This window comes from Pseudomonas phoenicis (assembly GCF_047302395.1).
In the GTDB taxonomy this organism is placed as follows: domain Bacteria; phylum Pseudomonadota; class Gammaproteobacteria; order Pseudomonadales; family Pseudomonadaceae; genus Aquipseudomonas.
Genome location: NZ_CP154852.1, coordinates 1,741,717 through 1,758,261, shown reverse-complemented (window position 1 = coordinate 1,758,261; position 16,545 = coordinate 1,741,717). Strand labels below are relative to the sequence as shown.

General features: G+C 65.2%; 20 protein-coding genes. 8 read left to right on the top strand and 12 right to left on the bottom strand.

All coding sequences use genetic code 11. The annotated features are described in order from the left end of the window. Positions 1–73 precede the first annotated feature (73 nt). The 4 genes from AA0Z93_RS07990 to prlC all read right to left on the bottom strand — a co-directional run bounded on the left by AA0Z93_RS07990 (position 74) and on the right by prlC (position 5,714). A complete protein-coding gene (locus AA0Z93_RS07990) occupies positions 74–1,132 on the bottom strand; it encodes a PA0069 family radical SAM protein (protein ID WP_413045625.1) in 1,059 nt (352 codons plus the stop codon). A gap of 93 nt (positions 1,133–1,225) precedes the next feature. Next, positions 1,226–3,250 (bottom strand): M3 family metallopeptidase, encoded by a 2,025-nt coding sequence (locus AA0Z93_RS07985; protein WP_413045626.1) that lies wholly within the window; start codon positions 3,248–3,250, stop codon positions 1,226–1,228. Between the two features lie 137 nt (positions 3,251–3,387). Further along, positions 3,388–3,666 carry a YheV family putative zinc ribbon protein gene (locus tag AA0Z93_RS07980; RefSeq protein ID WP_413045627.1) on the bottom strand — a complete coding sequence of 93 codons (279 nt, stop codon included), beginning with the start codon at positions 3,664–3,666 and terminating at the stop codon, positions 3,388–3,390. Then, positions 3,663–5,714, bottom strand: a complete 2,052-nt coding sequence (gene prlC / locus AA0Z93_RS07975; protein ID WP_413045628.1) for an oligopeptidase A — start codon at positions 5,712–5,714, stop codon at positions 3,663–3,665. The genes AA0Z93_RS07980 and prlC overlap by 4 nt, the downstream gene beginning before the upstream one ends. A 104-nt stretch (positions 5,715–5,818) precedes the next feature. Here prlC and AA0Z93_RS07970 point away from each other — a divergent pair, with 104 nt between their 5' ends. Both AA0Z93_RS07970 and AA0Z93_RS07965 read left to right on the top strand, forming a co-directional pair. Then, positions 5,819–6,367 (top strand): gamma carbonic anhydrase family protein, encoded by a 549-nt coding sequence (locus tag AA0Z93_RS07970; RefSeq protein WP_413045629.1) that lies wholly within the window; start codon positions 5,819–5,821, stop codon positions 6,365–6,367. Between the two features lie 40 nt (positions 6,368–6,407). Beyond that, positions 6,408–7,058, top strand: coding sequence for an HAD family hydrolase (locus tag AA0Z93_RS07965; protein ID WP_413045630.1), 651 nt, complete (start codon positions 6,408–6,410; stop codon positions 7,056–7,058). On the opposite strand, the gene AA0Z93_RS07960 is transcribed toward AA0Z93_RS07965, so the two are convergent. Then, complete coding sequence (locus tag AA0Z93_RS07960; RefSeq protein ID WP_413045631.1) at positions 7,048–8,157, bottom strand: aminopeptidase; 1,110 nt, start codon at positions 8,155–8,157, stop codon at positions 7,048–7,050. The two genes, AA0Z93_RS07965 and AA0Z93_RS07960, sit on opposite strands and share 11 nt — an antisense overlap. 63 nt (positions 8,158–8,220) lie before the next feature. Here AA0Z93_RS07960 and AA0Z93_RS07955 point away from each other — a divergent pair, with 63 nt between their 5' ends. After that, positions 8,221–8,634: a hypothetical protein gene (locus tag AA0Z93_RS07955; protein WP_296267167.1), complete on the top strand. Its 414-nt coding sequence runs from the start codon at positions 8,221–8,223 to the stop codon at positions 8,632–8,634. A 50-nt stretch (positions 8,635–8,684) separates the two neighbouring features. Continuing rightward, positions 8,685–9,098 (top strand): hypothetical protein, encoded by a 414-nt coding sequence (locus AA0Z93_RS07950; protein ID WP_413045632.1) that lies wholly within the window; start codon positions 8,685–8,687, stop codon positions 9,096–9,098. A gap of 48 nt (positions 9,099–9,146) precedes the next feature. Here the strand turns inward: AA0Z93_RS07950 and AA0Z93_RS07945 are convergent, their stop codons facing one another. Both AA0Z93_RS07945 and AA0Z93_RS07940 read right to left on the bottom strand, forming a co-directional pair. Continuing rightward, complete coding sequence (locus AA0Z93_RS07945; protein WP_413045633.1) at positions 9,147–9,380, bottom strand: DUF1161 domain-containing protein; 234 nt, start codon at positions 9,378–9,380, stop codon at positions 9,147–9,149. Between the two features lie 93 nt (positions 9,381–9,473). After that, a complete protein-coding gene (locus tag AA0Z93_RS07940) occupies positions 9,474–9,899 on the bottom strand; it encodes an OsmC family protein (RefSeq protein ID WP_413045634.1) in 426 nt (141 codons plus the stop codon). 149 nt (positions 9,900–10,048) lie between these two features. Between AA0Z93_RS07940 and AA0Z93_RS07935 the strand changes: the two genes are divergently transcribed. Beyond that, positions 10,049–11,053, top strand: a complete 1,005-nt coding sequence (locus tag AA0Z93_RS07935; RefSeq protein ID WP_413045635.1) for an LLM class flavin-dependent oxidoreductase — start codon at positions 10,049–10,051, stop codon at positions 11,051–11,053. A 52-nt stretch (positions 11,054–11,105) separates the two neighbouring features. Here AA0Z93_RS07935 and AA0Z93_RS07930 read toward each other — a convergent pair whose 3' ends face one another. Then, on the bottom strand, positions 11,106–11,327 hold the full coding sequence (locus AA0Z93_RS07930; protein ID WP_296267157.1) for a DUF1161 domain-containing protein: 222 nt from the start codon (positions 11,325–11,327) through the stop codon (positions 11,106–11,108). A gap of 90 nt (positions 11,328–11,417) precedes the next feature. Then, positions 11,418–11,633 (bottom strand): dodecin, encoded by a 216-nt coding sequence (locus AA0Z93_RS07925; protein ID WP_296267156.1) that lies wholly within the window; start codon positions 11,631–11,633, stop codon positions 11,418–11,420. 151 nt (positions 11,634–11,784) lie between these two features. Between AA0Z93_RS07925 and AA0Z93_RS07920 the strand changes: the two genes are divergently transcribed. Next, entirely contained in the window at positions 11,785–12,108 is a 324-nt protein-coding gene (locus AA0Z93_RS07920) for a DUF883 family protein (RefSeq protein ID WP_413045636.1), read from the top strand. Here AA0Z93_RS07920 and AA0Z93_RS07915 read toward each other — a convergent pair. Beyond that, the gene (locus AA0Z93_RS07915; RefSeq protein WP_413045637.1) at positions 12,105–13,001 is read right to left on the bottom strand and encodes a LysR family transcriptional regulator; all 897 of its coding nucleotides are present in this window, start codon (positions 12,999–13,001) and stop codon (positions 12,105–12,107) included. The two genes, AA0Z93_RS07920 and AA0Z93_RS07915, sit on opposite strands and share 4 nt — an antisense overlap. Positions 13,002–13,110: 109 nt before the next feature. Here AA0Z93_RS07915 and trpB point away from each other — a divergent pair, with 109 nt between their 5' ends. Together trpB and trpA are read left to right on the top strand one after the other, a co-directional pair. Beyond that, on the top strand, positions 13,111–14,328 hold the full coding sequence (gene trpB, locus AA0Z93_RS07910) for a tryptophan synthase subunit beta (protein WP_413045638.1): 1,218 nt from the start codon (positions 13,111–13,113) through the stop codon (positions 14,326–14,328). Continuing rightward, the gene (gene trpA / locus AA0Z93_RS07905; RefSeq protein WP_413045639.1) at positions 14,325–15,131 is read left to right on the top strand and encodes a tryptophan synthase subunit alpha; all 807 of its coding nucleotides are present in this window, start codon (positions 14,325–14,327) and stop codon (positions 15,129–15,131) included. The genes trpB and trpA overlap by 4 nt, the downstream gene beginning before the upstream one ends. 58 nt (positions 15,132–15,189) lie before the next feature. Here trpA and AA0Z93_RS07900 read toward each other — a convergent pair whose 3' ends face one another. Next, positions 15,190–15,522, bottom strand: coding sequence for a DOPA 4,5-dioxygenase family protein (locus AA0Z93_RS07900; protein WP_413045640.1), 333 nt, complete (start codon positions 15,520–15,522; stop codon positions 15,190–15,192). A 34-nt stretch (positions 15,523–15,556) separates the two neighbouring features. Then, positions 15,557–16,459: a choline sulfate utilization transcriptional regulator gene (locus AA0Z93_RS07895; protein WP_413048326.1), complete on the bottom strand. Its 903-nt coding sequence runs from the start codon at positions 16,457–16,459 to the stop codon at positions 15,557–15,559. Positions 16,460–16,545: the final 86 nt, after the last annotated feature.

Genomic DNA, 16,545 nt, shown 5'->3' with positions numbered 1-16,545 from the left:
GCTTGCCCACGATGGGCCTCTGTAAGCACCAGGTGCGATCGACCACGCCGTTGCTCAGCCCTATCGACCTGGCTCAGAACAACGCCATCTGCTCCCCCGGCACCGCGAACGCCGAGCAGTCCAGCTTCAACGCTTCACGCCCGGCGAACCCCAGCTGCCGCGACGCCTTGCTGAAACGCTGCTCGAGCAATTGCGCGAACACCCCCTCTCCACGCATGCGTGCGCCGAAGCGGCTGTCGTACAGCTCACCGCCGCGGCTCTGGCGGATCAGGCTCAGCACGTGGTTGGCGCGCAGCGGGTAATGGTCGTGCAGCCATTGCTCGAACAGCGGCGCCACTTCCAGCGGCAGGCGCAGCAGCATGTAGGCCGCACTCTGCGCGCCAGCGTCGCGGGCCGCTTGCAGCAGGTGTTCGAGTTCGCTGTCGTTGATCATCGGAATCATCGGCGAGCAGATCACGCCCACCGGCACGCCCGCTTCGTGCAGCACGCGAATGGCGCGCAAGCGTGCCTGGGGTGCGGCGGCACGCGGTTCGAGCACGCGCTTGAGGCCGTCGTCCAGGGTGGTGAGGCTGATCATCACCCGCACCAGGCGCAGGCGCGCCAGTTGCACCAGCAGGTCGAGGTCGCGCAGTACCAGCGAGCCTTTGGTGACGATGGTCACCGGATGGCGAAAGCGCAGCAGCACTTCGAGCAGGCGCCGGCTGAGCCGATGTTCACGCTCGATGGGCTGGTAGGGATCGGTGTTGGCGCCCAGGTTGATCGGCGCGCAGACATAGCCGGGTTTGCTCAGTTGCCGTTCCAGGACTTCGGCGGCATTGCTCTTGGCGATCAGCCTGGTTTCGAAATCCAACCCCGGCGAGAGGTCCCAGTAGGCGTGGCTGGGGCGGGCGTAACAGTAGATGCAGCCGTGCTCGCAGCCCCGATAGGGATTGATCGAGCGATCGAACGGCAGGTCGGGTGAGGTGTTGCGGGCGATGATGGTCTTGGCCTGCTCGATGCGCACTTCGGTGCCCTGGGTGAGCGGCACTTCCTGATGCCAACCGTCGTCCACGGCGTGGGACTGGCTGGGCGCGAAACGGTTGTGCGGGTTGTGGGCCGTACCACGGCCTTTTTGCGGAGCGGGAGGGTTCATGTCGACCTCTGACTGTATGCACATACAGTAGCGAGTATCGCTCATACCCTCCAGCCCCGTCGATCAGCTCGCCCCTGGCTCAGGCGACGACTTTCACTCAGCCGGTGCCAGGCCGTGCCAGGCCATGAATGCGTCGGCGTTGGCTTCGCGTCCCAGAAACGCCCGCATGCCTTCGCGCAGTGGCTGGGCCGCGCCCGCGTCGAGCAGCGCGTTCTGCAAGGCCCGCCCCGTGGGCCGGTCGAGCAGGCCGTTGGCTTGGAAGCGCGAGAACAGGTCGAATGCGTGTACGTCGGACCAGACATAGGCGTAGTAGCCAGCATCGTAGTAGCCCAACAGGTGGTCGAAGCCGTGCGCCGGGTGTTCATGCTCTTCGAGCGGCCAGTAGCCACAGCGGTCGCGCGCCTGCCGCAAGCGCTCTTCCAGGCTGCGGCCATCGTGCGGGGTGGCGTGCAGGTCGAGGTCGAACAGTGCCAGGCTCAGGTCTTCGACGGCCTTGTCGAACTCGGCGCGGCGCAGGCTTTCCAGCAGCGCAGCGACCTGCGTCTGCTGTAACTGCCCACCGTGCTGATGGTGGCTCGAGATCGACACCAGGTAGGTCGGGTCCCAGGTCCAGCGCTCGATCAATTTGCTGATCACCTCGACGCCATCGGCGCCCAGGCCGGTCACGTCGGAGTTGACGTGGTTGGTGGTACGTACCAGCAGGTGCTGTAGCGCATGGCCGAATTCGTGGAACACCTTGCGCAGCGCCAAGTGGTCGAGCAAAGGCTCGCCGCCCTCGACCGCCGCTGGCACGTCGTTGAACACCATGACCACCGCTGGGTGGAATTTTCCCTCGGCATCGACCCGACGATTGTGCACGTAGCGGGTTTCCACCAGGTCGGCCTGCTTGCCGGGGTATTGCACCGCATCGAGGTAGAGGTAGCCCACATGGGCATGTTCGAGCCAGACCTCGAAGGCCTGCACGCTGTCCTGCCACACCGCAATCGCCACGTCCGGACGCACCAATTGCAGCCCGAAGAGACGATCGGCCAGTGCGCACAGCGCCTCGACCACCTTCGACAAGGGGAAATGCTCGCGCAGCACGTTCATGTCCAACAGCTCGGTGCGCCGATGCGCCAGGGTCTGCACGTAGTGCCGGTCCCAAGGCTGCAAGGTGTCGAGGCCGAACTCGTCCGCCAGGCTCTGCAGCTCGGCGCGACGCAGCAGCATGAGCGGCCGCATGCGATCGGCCAGATCGTGGAGCAACGCCAGCACCGCTTCGAGCGAGCCTGCGCTCTTGCTCTGCAGGCTCAGCGTCGGGTGGTCGGCGAAGCCCAGCAGCTTGGCGCGTCGGTCACGCAAGTCGGCCATCTCCAGCAGCAGCTGACCATTGTCGGTCTGCCCGTCGGCACCGAGACCACGCTGGTGATGGCGGCGGTACACCGCTTCGCGCAGGTCGCGGTCGGCGGCTTGCTCGAGGATCGCCTGGGTGGTGGCCTTGTCGGTGCCGATCAACCAGCCTTCGACGCCGGCCTGGCGCGCTTTGCCTGCCAGTTCCTCCAGCACCCTGGCCGGCAGCCCTTGCAGGCGATCGGCCTCGGTCACGCAGGTGCCGGCCAATTGCAGGTTGGCCGCGAACTGCATGGCCCGCTGCAACACCTGTTGCTGCAAATCCACGACTTGCTGCTTCTTCGGTTCATCGAGGGCCGCGCCTTGCAGGACGAAGGCCTGCCCGTACCAATGCAGCACGGCTCGCTCATGGGCGTCCAGGCCCTGCCCGGACGGGCTGTCGGCCAACTGCTGGTACAACGCCCGCAACTCGCCACCGGCCAGCTTCTCGTCGAACCGGCCGAGCAGGCGCGGGTAGCTTTGCTGGAACAGCGCGACCCAGTCCTGGCCGCGGTAGGTCAGGGGCGACAGGCCGATCAGCACCGCCAACAGCTGGGCATCGAGAGCGTCGACGGCCAACACCAGATCGTCCCAGGTGGGCTGTGCGCTTTGCGTTTCGATGATGCGGGCGATGCCTTCGCGGTGGGCGTCGAGCGCGTACTCGAACGCTTCGCGGGCGTTCCCCAGGGTCACGGCCGGATAGTCGACCGGTACGTCGCTGGGTTGCAGGAGAGGGTTGTCGTGGGTCATGGGCAAGCTCGCTCGTCTGGATCAAGGAGCGCGAGAGCCTGGATGAGCATGTGCATAGGGCCGCGGTGACTATATGTCACCTGGGGCAAAGGCGCGCGATGGGAAAAGGGCCGCCCACGGGGGCGACCCTGCATGGCTCACTGCGGCTTCTTCAGCTTCGGATTGGGGAAGAACTGCACGGCCTGCACCTGCACCGGCGCCGCCTTGGGCGCCAGATGGTTGACCCGCGTGCCCAGCTCCTTTGGCACCGACAAGCCTTGCTCGTTGAGCGTGTCGCTGAAACCGCAGGCCACACATTCACGGTGCGGCGTGCCGTCTTCGTTCCACATCATCAGCTTGTCCGGCTCGCTGCACGCCGGGCAGACCGCCCCGGCGATGAAGCGTTTCTTGGTTTTCATGGCATCGCCCTCGCTCATGCCGCCGCGGCCTCGCTCAGCCCACAATGACGCAGCAGGGCATCGATCGAAGGCTCGCGTCCGCGGAAATCGACGAACAGCACCATTGGTGCCAACGACCCACCCCGGGCCAGGATCGCTTCACGGAACGCGCGACCGGTCTCGGCGTTGAGCACGCCATCTTCTTCGAAGCGCGAGAAGGCGTCGGCCGACAGCACTTCGGCCCACTTGTAGCTGTAGTAACCGGCCGCATAACCGCCGGCGAAGATGTGCGCGAAGCTGTTGGGGAATCGGTTATAGGCCGGTGGGCGCATCACCGTGACTTCGTCGCGCACGCCTTCGAGCACTTCCAGCACGCTGCGACCGTCGCCGTGAGTGGCGTGCAGCTCGAAGTCGAACAGCGAGAACTCCAGCTGGCGCACCATCATCATGCCCGACTGGAAGTTCTTCGCCGCGAGCATCTTGTCCAGCAGGTCCTGGGGCAGCGGGGCGCCCGTCTGGTAATGCGCCGACATCAAGGCCAGGCCTTCGGGCTCCCAGCACCAGTTCTCCATGAACTGGCTGGGCAGCTCGACCGCGTCCCAGGCCACGCCGTTGATGCCCGAAACGCCGGCATGTTCGATGCGCGTCAGCAGGTGGTGCAGGCCGTGACCGAACTCGTGGAACAGCGTGGTGACTTCGTCGTGGGTCAGCAGCGCGGGCTTGCCGGGTTCGGCCGGGGTGAAGTTGCACACCAGGTTCGCCACCGGATTCTGCAACTGGCCAGCGGCGGTGCGACGGCGGTCGCGGGCGCCGTCCATCCAGGCGCCGCCACGCTTGTTGGCGCGGGCGTACAGGTCGAAGAAGAAACGCCCCACGTGCTGGCCGTTCTCGGTGATCTCGAACAGGCGCACGTCCGGGTGCCAGGTGTCGAAGCCCTTGAGTTCGGCGATCTCGATGCCGTACAGGCGCTGGACGATGGCGAACAGGCCCGAGAGCACCGTGTCGATGGGGAAGTAGGCGCGCAGCGCTTCCTGCGAAACGCTGTAACGCTGCTCACGCAGTTTCTCGCCGTAGTAGCCGACGTCCCAGCTGGCCAGCTCCGCGCAGCCCTGCTCGGCGGCATAGGCCTTGAGCTGGGCCAGGTCCTGGGCGGCGAAGGGTTTGCTGCGCTTGGCCAGGTCGCGCAGGAAGCTCAACACCTGATCGCTGCTCTCGGCCATCTTGGTGGCCAGGCTCAGCTCGGCGTAGTTGCCGTAGCCAAGCAGCTGGGCCAGTTCCTGGCGCAGGTCGAGCAGTTCGTGCATCACCGGGCCGTTGTCGAACTGGCCGGCGTTCGGGCCCTGGTCGGAAGCGCGGGTGCTGTAGGCGGCGTACAGCTCTTCGCGCAGGGCGCGGTCGCTGGCGTAGGTCATCACCGCGTAATAGCTGGGGAATTCGAGCGTGATCAACCAGCCGTCGAGGCCCTTGGCCTGGGCGGCGGCGGCCATCTGCGCCTTGGCCGAATCCGGCAGGCCGGCCAGCGCCGTTTCGTCGGTGACGTGCTTGCTCCAGGCCTGGGTGGCGTCGAGCAGTTGGTTGGAGAAGCGGCTGCCCAGTTCGCTGAGCTTGCTCTGCACCTGGGCATAGCGCTGCTGCTGGTCGGCAGGCAGGTCGATGCCCGAGAGGCGGAAGTCGCGCAGGGCCTGTTCGAGGATGGTCTTCTGCGCCGCGTCGAAGCCGGCGGCTTCGGGGCTGTTGGCCAAGGCCTGATAGGCGTCGAACAGGGCGCGGTTCTGCCCCAGTTCGGTGGAATAGGCGCTCAAGGCGGGCAGACAGGCCTCGTAGGCTTCGCGCAGTTCCGCACTGTTGCACACGGCGTTGAGGTGGCTGACCGGGCTCCAGGCGGCGCCCAGGCGGTCGTTCAGTTCGTCCATCGCCAATACCAGGCCTTCCCAGGTGGGGCGTTGGCCCTGGCTTTCGAGGAGGCGCGCGATGGCCGCGCGGTTGTCGGCCAGGATCTGCTCGACCGCTGGCAGCACGTGCTCTGCGCGGATCGACGAGAAGGGCGGCAGGTCATAGGACTGCAGAAGCGGGTTGGTCGCACTCACGGTTTGGCACCTTGGCAGAAGAAACACTGCCCCATCTTAATTACAATCGACGCCGACCGCAGCAAGCAGCCTGCCTATGAGTTCGCAAGAGAGGCACTATTTCCATGGCCATTCGCTCGTTTTCCCAGCACACCCCGGTTCTGGGCGCCCGCGCCTTCGTCGACCGTTCGGCGGTCGTCATCGGTGACGTAGAGATCGGCGCCGACAGTTCGGTGTGGCCGCTGGTCGTGATTCGCGGCGACATGCACCGCATCCGCATCGGCGCGCGCACCAGCGTGCAGGACGCCAGCGTGCTGCACATCACCCATGCCAGCCCCTTCAACCCCGACGGTTTCCCGCTGCTGATCGGCGACGACGTGACCATCGGCCACAAGGTCATGCTGCACGGTTGCACCCTGGGCAGCCGCATCCTGGTGGGCATGGGCAGCACGGTGATGGACGGCGCCGTGGTCGAAGACGAAGTGATCATCGGCGCCGGCAGCCTGGTGCCTCCGGGCAAACGCCTGGAAAGCGGCTTTCTCTACGTGGGCAGCCCGGCCAAGGCAGTGCGCCCGCTGAACGACAAGGAGCGGGCCTTCTTCACCTACAGCGCCGGCAACTACGTCAGGCTCAAGGACCAGCACCTGGCCGAAGGTTTCGACCGGCCCGAGTGACGCCCCAGGCGTCGACGCATTCAACGATTGGACACGCCCCATGCATCAGCAAAACATCCTCTTCGACCTCGACGGCACGCTCACCGACCCCCGCCTGGGCATCACCCGCTCGATCCAGTACGCGCTGGCCAAGCTGGGCATCGACGAGCCCGACCTGGCGCGCCTGGAGCACTTCATCGGCCCGCCGCTGTTGCAGGCCTTCATGCACAACTACGGCTTCGACGAGGCCAAGGCCTGGGAGGCGGTGAATTTCTACCGCGAGCGCTTCCGCGTCACCGGCCTGTACGAAAACCAAGTCTACGCCGGGGTGCCGCAACTGCTGGCAGCACTGGGCGAGCAGGATCGTACGTTGTACATCGCCACCTCCAAACCCTGGGAATTCGCCCGCGAGATCGCCCGGCATTTCGCTTTCGACCAGCACTTCAAGGTCATCTACGGCAGCGAATTCGACGGCACGCGCACCAACAAGGTCGAGCTGATCCGCCATCTGCTCGACGAAGAAGGCCTAGACCCGGCGCACACCCTGATGATCGGCGATCGCAAGCACGACCTGATCGGCGCCCACAGCAACGGCTTGCAGGCCATCGCCGTGGGCTACGGGTTCGGCAGCCCGGAAGAGCTCCAGGCCCAGGCCCCGGCCTTCCATTTCGCCACCCTGGCCGAGATGCACCAGGCGTTCGTCAGTCGCTAAGCGCTTCGTGCGGCGGTGCCAGCCTTTGCAGCCGCTCATTGCGCGCTGCGGCCGGTAGCCGACCCAGGGCGGCGACTTGTTGGTGGAAACGGCGCCAGTCGCCGCCCACTTGGCGGTACAGCGCCGCGAAGGCCGGTACCCATTGGTCGTACAGCCCGAAGGGCAATAGCTTGGCGTTGTTCAGCGGGCCGTAGACCCAGGCGTCGTAGCGGCCATCGCCATGCCAGGGTCCATCGCGCAGCTGTCGGTACTCGGCGCGCAAGCGGGCGAACTCTGCCGCCTTGGCCGCACGCTTGGCCGGGTCGTTGGCGGAGCCTGCATAGATCGCCTGCAAGCGCTCGCGGCTGCGCAGCACCAGGGCGACGAACTGCTCGCGCTGCTGCCGTGCGCTGTCGTTGGGCGCCGCCAGCCCTTGGGCGGCGCGCCATTGGCGGGTGCCTTCCTGCTCGACGAAGGTGGCGTAAGACTCGTTGAAGGCGGTGTCGTCCTGCACGTACACCTGCTGGTGCGACAGCTCATGGAAAATCAGGGTGGCCAGACGCTCGTCACCCCAGCCGAGCATCGAAGACAGGATCGGGTCGTCGAACCAGCCCAGGGTCGAGTAGGCCTCGACCCCACCCACGTAGACGTCCTGCCCCTGCTGGCGCAGCAACGCCGCCGCACCGCGCGCCGCGCCCTGGCGGTAGTAGCCGCGATAGGCCACGCAGCCGGCGATGGGGAAGCAGTGGGTGGTCGGCTGCAACGACAGCTCGGGCGTGGCGAACACGTTCCACACCACGAAGGGCCGGCCCAGGTCGGCATACACCCGATAGCTCTGGTTGTCGGGCAACTGCAACTGCGCGCTGGCGAACGCGCGCGCAGCTTCCGCCCGTTGCAGATGCTGGCGCAGGGCAGGGCGGGTGTGTGGATCGTCGATCACTTGGGCCACTGGCTGGCGGGCACGCAACAGCTGCCACTGGCCTTGAGCCAGCTGGCCGTAATAGCCGACCGAGCTGCAACCGCTCAGCAGAAGCAGCGCCACGCCGGGAACAAAGCCCCTGAAAACGTAGTCCAGAAGCCCGCGGCCAGGGCGCTCGAACGCAACGCGACGAAGTTTCAAGGGTGTCGATCCCGCTCAATGGCCAATGCATCGAAGACTATCTTGCCTTGGGGAAGCTTTGCCATGCGTATGCTCATCACCGCCAGCGGCCTGCTACTGATCAGCGCCTGCTCCACGTTGCCCGATCCCGATCCGCAGCAAGCCTGGATCGACCTCGCACCGCACGCGGATACTTCGCTCGACGCCGTGCAGGTAGACGACCGCGACTGGCAAGACGCCCGCTACTTCGAAGTGCCACCCGGCAAGCACGAACTGACCGTGCGCTATCAGTTCGCCGTCTCGCCGAGCAACATCGGCGCCGGCGAAGCGCCGTTGCAGCGCGATTGCCAGCTCAACCTGTCGTTCGCCGACTTCAACGCTGGCGAGCGCTATCGTCTGCAAGCCGGCAGTACCGGCTTCCATCCATGGATCAAGCTGTACGACGAGCGCCAGCAAATGATCGGCCAGGGCTCCCCGGCCGGTTGTCAACGCACTTGAGGCACGCGCCAGGCGCTATGCTCAGCACCTTGCCGTTCAGGAACTTGACCATGCGCCAGCCCATCATGCTGATCGCTTTAACCGTATTGGGAGGGTGCGCCAGCCCGCTGCCGCCCGTCGATCCGCAGCAGGCGTGGGTCGACCTGTACACCATCACGCCCGGCCGGCTGCTGATGGCAGACCGCCTGGATGGGGAGCGGCTGGGGGACGGCCGGTATTTCCAGATGAGCCCGGGCAAGCACGAACTGGTCGTGCGCTTCGATTACGAGATGAATTCGGGCGGTTTTTCCCTCGATCCCACCGACCGTACCTGCTATCTGACCGTGCGCTTCGACCGCTTCGAAGCCGGTCAGCGCTACCGCCTGGAAGCCCGCGCGCCGGCCATGCAGCCGCGCGTCTACCTGTACGATGCGCAACGGCGGGTGCTGGTCGACGAGCCAAACCGGGTGTTCTGCATCCCTTGAGCCTGGCCACGCAGGGTGCGACACGCCTTGGAGAGGCCCGATCGGGCGTTACTGATCGTTCTTCTGGTAGATGATCTTCTTGCTGCCGTTCTCACAGCTGCCCACCACCATGTTGGGGTCGGTCACTTCGCCATTGGGCACGATTTCCAGGGTGTAGGACGCCACACCGCTGGCCTGGATCTTGGCTTCGATTTCGGTCTTGAGTTCGTCGCACGGCTTGGGCGCCGCTACGGCGAGGGTGGACATCAGAGAGGCCAGCACTGCGAATGCGAGGCGGGTCATGGAACGGCTCCGGTGATGGCAGTCTGGCTGCCGATTCCGTGTAGACCACGGGGAGCCGTTCCAGTTGCGGGCCTTGAGCCCTATACCGATGCCTTAGACGACCAGGCTGGCGTCAAGGCTGATCTTGGCGTTGAGCACTTTGGACACCGGGCAACCTTCCTTGGCCTTGTTGGCGATCTCCTTGAACTGCTCCTCGGTCGCGCCTGGCACCTTGGCCTTGAGAATCAGGTGCACGGCGGTGATGGCAAAGCCCTCGCCTTGCTTTTCCAGAGTCACTTCCGCCTTGGTGTCGATACGCTCTGGCGTCAGGCTGGCTTCACCGAGCATCAGCGACAGGGCCATGGAGAAGCAGCCGGCGTGCGCAGCGCCGATCAATTCTTCGGGGTTGGTGCCCGGCACGTCTTCGAAGCGGGTATTGAAGCCGTAGGGGTTTTCCTTCAGCGAGCCGCTCTGGGTGGAAATGGTGCCTTTACCGTCTTTGATGCCGCCTTGCCAAACCGCCGATGCTGTCTTTTTCATGATGCCTCCTGGGCATGGATAGGTACCCAAATTCTGAGGACATCGCTTACGGCAAGTTCAGAGCAATCCCCGTTCGGCCATTGAATCGACCGATTCCGCCCATACAACGTCATAAGGCCTCAGGCCAACCATTTCCAGCGGAGGCTTTCATGACGGCATCGTCCGGCTTCAAATATTCAGTGCTCGATCTTGTGCCCGTGCGCGACGACGCAGGCCCGGCGCAGTCACTGCACAACTCCCTCGACCTCGCGCGCCACGCCGAGCGTCTGGGCTACAACCGCTTCTGGGTCGCCGAACACCACAACATGGACGGCATCGCCAGTTCCGCCACCGCCGTGCTGATCGGCTACCTGGCGGGCGGCACCTCGACCATTCGGGTCGGCTCGGGCGGAATCATGCTGCCCAACCACGCGCCCCTGGTAATCGCCGAGCAGTTCGGCACGCTCGCCAGCCTGTACCCGGATCGCATCGACCTGGGCCTGGGTCGCGCGCCCGGTTCCGACCAGATGACCGCCCGTGCCCTGCGCCGCGAGCGCTCAGGCAGCGCCGACGATTTCCCCGACGACGTCGAGGAACTGTCGCGCTACCTCGGCCCGCGCACCGACGACCAACGGGTGATCGCCGTGCCAGGCTACGACACCGACGTGCCGCTGTGGCTGCTGGGTTCGAGCCTGTTCAGCGCGCAACTGGCCGGCATGCGTGGCTTGCCCTACGCCTTCGCCTCGCATTTCGCCCCGCGTTTGATGCACGAGGCCGTTCGCACCTATCGCAACCACTTCAAGCCGTCGACCGTGCTCGACAAGCCTTACGTGATGCTCGGTGTGCCGATGGTGGTGGCCGACACCGACGAACAGGCCGAGTATCTGGCCACGTCGGTGTACCAACGCATTCTTGCGCTGATGCGCGGACAGAGCCTGATGCAGCGCCCGCCGGTGGCGAGCATGGACGGCCTTTGGCTGCCTCACGAACGCGAAGCAGTCAGCAGCTTCCTGGGCCTGGCCATGATCGGCAGCCCGCAGAAGGTCAAGGCGAAGGTGGATGTCTTGCTGGAGCAGACCGGCGCGGACGAGCTGATCTTCACGTGCGATCTGTATGAGCATGCCGACCGGATCCGGTCGTACGAATTGTTGGCTGAGGTGCTGAAGCAGCGTTGATAACGGTTGAATGCCGGCCCGTGGTTTTTCGACTACGGGCCGGCCATTCGTTTCAGTCGCGGCGGTAGACGATTTCCTTGGTGTTGCCTTCGCAACTGCCTACGACCTTGCCTTCCGGCGTGCCCTTATCGACCACATCCAGGGTGTAGTTCTGCACACCTTTGGCATCGAGCTTGGCGGCGATTTCCGCCTTGAGCTCTTCGCACGGCTTGCCCGCTGCCATCGCACCGGTCGCCAACATCATCAGGCCAGAGGCCACGAGCCATTTCTTCATCGCTGTTTTCCTTGAACGGATGAGATGGGGGTCAAGACGCTGCCGTATGGCAGCACATCAACCGGCTTGCCGAGCGCGGCTTGGCCGGTCTCAGCTATTGGCGATTTTGAAGCCGACCTTCAGGGTGACCTGGAAGTGGCCGACCTTGTTGTCTTCGATGTGGCCACGGGTTTCGGTCACTTCGAACCATTCCATGTTCTTCAGGCTGCTGCTGGCTTCGTCCAACGCGTTGTTGATCGCGTCTTCGATGCTGGTGCGCGAAGAACCTACCAATTCGACCTTCTTGTAAGTGTGATGATCACTCATGAACATGCTCCTTGGGGTGGCGTTGACTAGTGCCTGATCGTGCAGGCCTGGTTTATCTGCGAGCCGTGTCCGAGGGGAAAAGTTCGATTGCACTTTCCGCCAAGGCCACAGTCGCAATGCCTACAGCCCATCACCGCTAAGGAGCACCACTATGTCCCGCAAATCCGTGCGCAACACTTCGCTGGAAAGCATGCAGGCCGAGATCGAAAACCTGCTCAGCACCCTGGAAAGTCTCAAAGGCGATGCCACCGAAGAATCGCAGAAAACCCTCAAGGCGCTGCGCAGCAACGCCGAAAGCGCCCTGCGCCACTCGCGCAGCGTGATCGGCGACGCCTACGAAGAAGTGAAGACCCGCACCAAGGAAACCGGCATCGCCACCCGCGACTATGCCAAGGAAAATCCGGTGGTCACCGCAGGCGTTGCCGTAGGCGTACTGGGCTTGCTGGCCGCCTGGTTGGTCTGCCGTCGCAACTAATCGAGCTGGCGCTGCAGCTCGCAGCGCAGCCACTGCGCCAGTTGCTCGGCGCGCCCGTCTGCGGCGCGCCGTGGCACCCATAGCGCCAAGGCTGCACGGGTAGGGGTGAAGCCCCAAGGTGCAGCCAATCTTCCTGCACGGATGTCGTCCGCTACCAACGGCTCCGGCGCGATCGCCACGCCCAATCCCGCCACTGCCGCTTCGAGCAGGTAGTACAGATGCTCGAAAGCCTGCCCCCATTGCAGATCCGCGCTTGCCAGTCCTTGCTGCTCGGCCCAGTTCGGCCAAGCCTGGGGCCGTGAGGTGGTGTGCAGCAGCGGCTGTTCGAGCAAGGCGTGGGGCGCTGCGTCGTGCAACCGCGCAAAGCCTGTGAAATGCGGGCTCAGTACCGGGCCGATGCGCTCTTCCAACAGCACGTGCACCTGCATGTCGGCCGGCCACGGCGGTTCGGCATAGACCAGTAGCGCATCCAGACCCGGCCGCCGCGGATCAAGGTCGCCTTCGCCTGCCGACAGGTGCAGGCGCAGCTCGGGCAAATCCGCCTTGAGCCGACCCAGGCGTGGAATGAACCAGCGTGCCAACAGGCTGCCCGAGCAGCCCAGCACGAACGGTGCGTCGCGCTCGTCCCGCCCTAATTGCGCACAGACGTTGCGCAGACGGTCGAACGCTTCGCTGCTGACGTCGCGTAGCCGCCGCCCTTCATCTGTGAGTTTGATGCCGCGTCCGTCTTTGACGAACAGAGCCACGCCCAAATGCTCTTCGAGCACCTTGATCTGTCGGCTGACTGCGCCATGGGTCACATGAAGCGCCTCGGCCGCTTGGCTGACGCTGTTCAGCCGGGCGGTCGCCTCGAAGGCCCGCAGGGCATTGAGCGGAGGAAGTTCGTCGCGCATGGATAGGTGAGTTTTCCTGACAGGTGCGTGCAATCTTATCGGTTTTCAGCGGATGCCGGTGTGGTTAGAGTAAAGCCCATCACTCAAGTCATCACGCCCCGGAGCACCCATGACCCAGACTCAATACCGCGCCGGCCCCGATGCCGACGGCCTGTTCGGCTCGTTCGGTGGCCGCTACGTAGCTGAAACCCTGATGCCACTGGTGCTGGACCTCGCCCGCGAATACGAAGCGGCCAAGGCCGACCCGGCCTTCCTCGAAGAACTGGTCTATTTCCAGCGCGACTACATCGGCCGCCCCAACCCGTTGTACTTCGCCGAACGCCTGACCGAGCACTGCGGCGGTGCGAAGATCTTCTTCAAACGCGAAGAGCTCAACCACACCGGCGCGCACAAGGTGAACAACTGCATCGGCCAGGTGCTGCTGGCACGGCGCATGGGCAAGAAGCGCCTGATCGCCGAAACCGGCGCCGGCATGCACGGGGTGGCCACCGCCACCGTCGCCGCACGCTTCGGTATCCCCTGCGTGATCTACATGGGCGCCACCGACATCGAGCGCCAGCAGGCCAACGTGTTCCGCATGAAGCTGCTGGGTGCCGAGATCGTGCCCGTCACTTCCGGCACCGGCACCCTCAAGGACGCCATGAACGAGGCGCTGCGCGATTGGGTCACCAACGTCGACAACACCTTCTACCTGATCGGCACCGTGGCCGGCCCGCACCCGTATCCGGCCATGGTCCGCGACTTCCAGGCCATCATCGGCAAGGAAACCCGTGCCCAGATGCAGGAAAAGGAAGGCCGCCTGCCCGACAGCCTGGTCGCCTGCGTGGGCGGCGGCTCCAACGCCATGGGTCTGTTCCATGAGTTTCTCGACGAGGCCAGCGTCGACATCATCGGCGTGGAAGCCGGTGGCCATGGCGTGAGCACCGACAAGCACGCGGCTAGCCTCAACGGTGGCGTACCTGGCGTGCTGCACGGCAACCGCACCTATCTGTTGCAGGACGACGACGGTCAGATCACCGACGCCCACTCGATCTCCGCAGGTCTGGACTACCCCGGCATCGGCCCGGAGCATGCCTTCCTGCACGAAGTGAAGCGCGTCGAATACGTCAGCATCACCGACGACGAAGCGCTCGACGCCTTCCACGCCAGCTGCCGCCTGGAAGGCATCATTCCGGCGCTGGAAACCGCCCATGCCCTGGCCGAAGCCATGCGCCGCGCGCCGACCCTGCCCAAAGACCATCTGATGGTGGTGTGCCTGTCCGGGCGCGGCGACAAAGACATGCAAACCGTGATGAACCACATGGCCGCCCAGGAGAAACAGGCATGAGCCGTCTCGAACAACGCTTCGCCGAGCTCAAGGCCGAAGGCCGTGCGGCACTGGTCACTTTCATCACCGCCGGTGACCCGGGTTACGACACCTCCCTGGCCATCCTCAAGGGCCTGCCCGAAGCCGGTGCCGACGTGATCGAGCTGGGCATGCCCTTCACCGATCCGATGGCCGACGGCGTGGCGATCCAGTTGGCGACCTTGCGCGCCCTGGAAGCCGGCCAGAACCTGGCGAAAACCCTGCAGATGGTTCGCGAATTCCGTGTCGGCAACCAGACCACGCCGATCGTGTTGATGGGCTACTACAACCCGATCCATCGCTTCGGCGTCGAGCGCTTCGTCGCCGATGCCAAGGACGCCGGCGTGGATGGCCTGATCATCGTCGACCTGCCGCCCGAGCACGACGGCGAGCTGGCGACCCCCGCCCAGGCCGCCGGCATCGACTTCATCCGCCTCACCACACCGACCACTGACGATGCGCGCTTGCCGCGCGTGCTCGAGCGCAGTTCGGGCTTCGTCTACTACGTGTCGGTGGCGGGTGTGACCGGTGCGGGCTCGGCCACCAGCGAGCACGTCGAGCGCGCCATCGCCCGTCTGCGTCGGCACACCGACTTGCCGATCAGCGTCGGCTTCGGTATCCGCACACCTGAGCAGGCAGCGGCCATCGCGCGGCTGGCCGATGGCGTGGTGGTGGGCTCGGCCCTGGTCGACAAGATCGCCCAGGCCGGCAACGCCGACCAGGCGGTGGACGATGTGTTGAGCCTGTGCTCGGCGCTGGCCAAAGGTGTGCGCAACGCACGCTAGGCCGTTTGCGTCCTCGCACGGGGCGGGCAACGTTCAGGGTTGCCCGCCCCGTGTCGTTTCAGCGCGTGAACAGCGCCAGGTTCAACGGCCTGACCGCGCCCATCCAAATGGCATGGTCACGGTGGTCGGCCAGGTCGTCGCCGGTCAGCGGGTGCAGAAACACCACCAGCCCGCCGCGGTTGAGCGCCAGCCATGGCAGCACCACGCCGATCAGCTCCGGCGCGAACGACAACTGGCAGCTCCAGTCCGGGTGCGGACCCACGGGCCGCTGGTGCATGTGCCCCATGCCCACCGCGAACAGGCGGGTGGCTTCTTCGCACAAGGCGCGTGCCTGGTCGAAGGTCGAGGCGTCGTAATACACGTGGGCGTGATAGCCCTGGATTCTTTGCACGGTCGCTCCTCAAGTCCATGGCCGCACGCCAGTATCACTGAAGCGCGCGCTCCTGCTCCAGCCAGTCGACGAAGCGTTCGATCAGCGCCCCACGACGCTTGCGCGGTGGCAGCAGTGCGTAATAGCCGCGCGCCGAGCGCAAGCTGCCGGGCAAGGGCCTGCACAACAAGCCTTGCTCGACCAGCCCATCCACCAGGTGCCGCCAGCCGATGGCCACGCCCTGGCCGGCGATGGCCGCCTGGATCAGCAGGGTGTAGTTGTCGAAGCGTAGCTGCCCCGGCGGCGGCGGGGTGGTGACGCCGTAACCGCGGAACAGGCCGGCCCAGTCGAACCAGCGGCTGGCCTGCTCGCCGCGCAGGTGCAGCAGCGGCAAGCGCTGCAAGGCGGTGGCCGACATCGGCTCGCCGCCGCTCAAGCGCGGGCTGCACACGGGGTAGACCTCTTCGTCGAACAGCCAGCGGCTTTCCCCTTGGTGCGGCCGTCCGTCGCCGAACAGCACCGCCACGTCGATGTCGGGCCGCAGCATGGCCTGGCCGCGCTCACCGGTGACCAGGCTGACGTCCACCTGTGGATAAGCCGCATGGAAGCGCGCCAGTCGCGGCATCAGCCAGAAGGCGGCGAAGGCGAAGTCGGTCGCCACCTGCAGCACTTCGCGCTGTCCGCGGCCGCAGGCCTTGGCCACGCCCTCGTCCATGGTCTGCAAGCCCAGGTGGATCTGCTCGAACAAGGCTTCTCCCGCTTCGGTCAGCTCGATGCCGCGGTAGATACGGTCGAACAACCGCGTGTCGAGTTGTGCCTCCAGGCGCTTGATCTGCTGGCTGACGGCCGGCTGCGTGGTCCCCAGCGCCACGGCGGCGGCGGTGAAGCTACGCAGGCGGGCGGCGGCTTCGAACACACGCAAGGTATCCAACGAGAGCCCGGCAAGGTGTTCGAACATAAGCATGGCTAATCCCAGTCATTGCCCGCGCAGGGGTTTACCGCAGTTATCCACAGCTCCATCCTCGTCGGCAAGCATTCCCCATA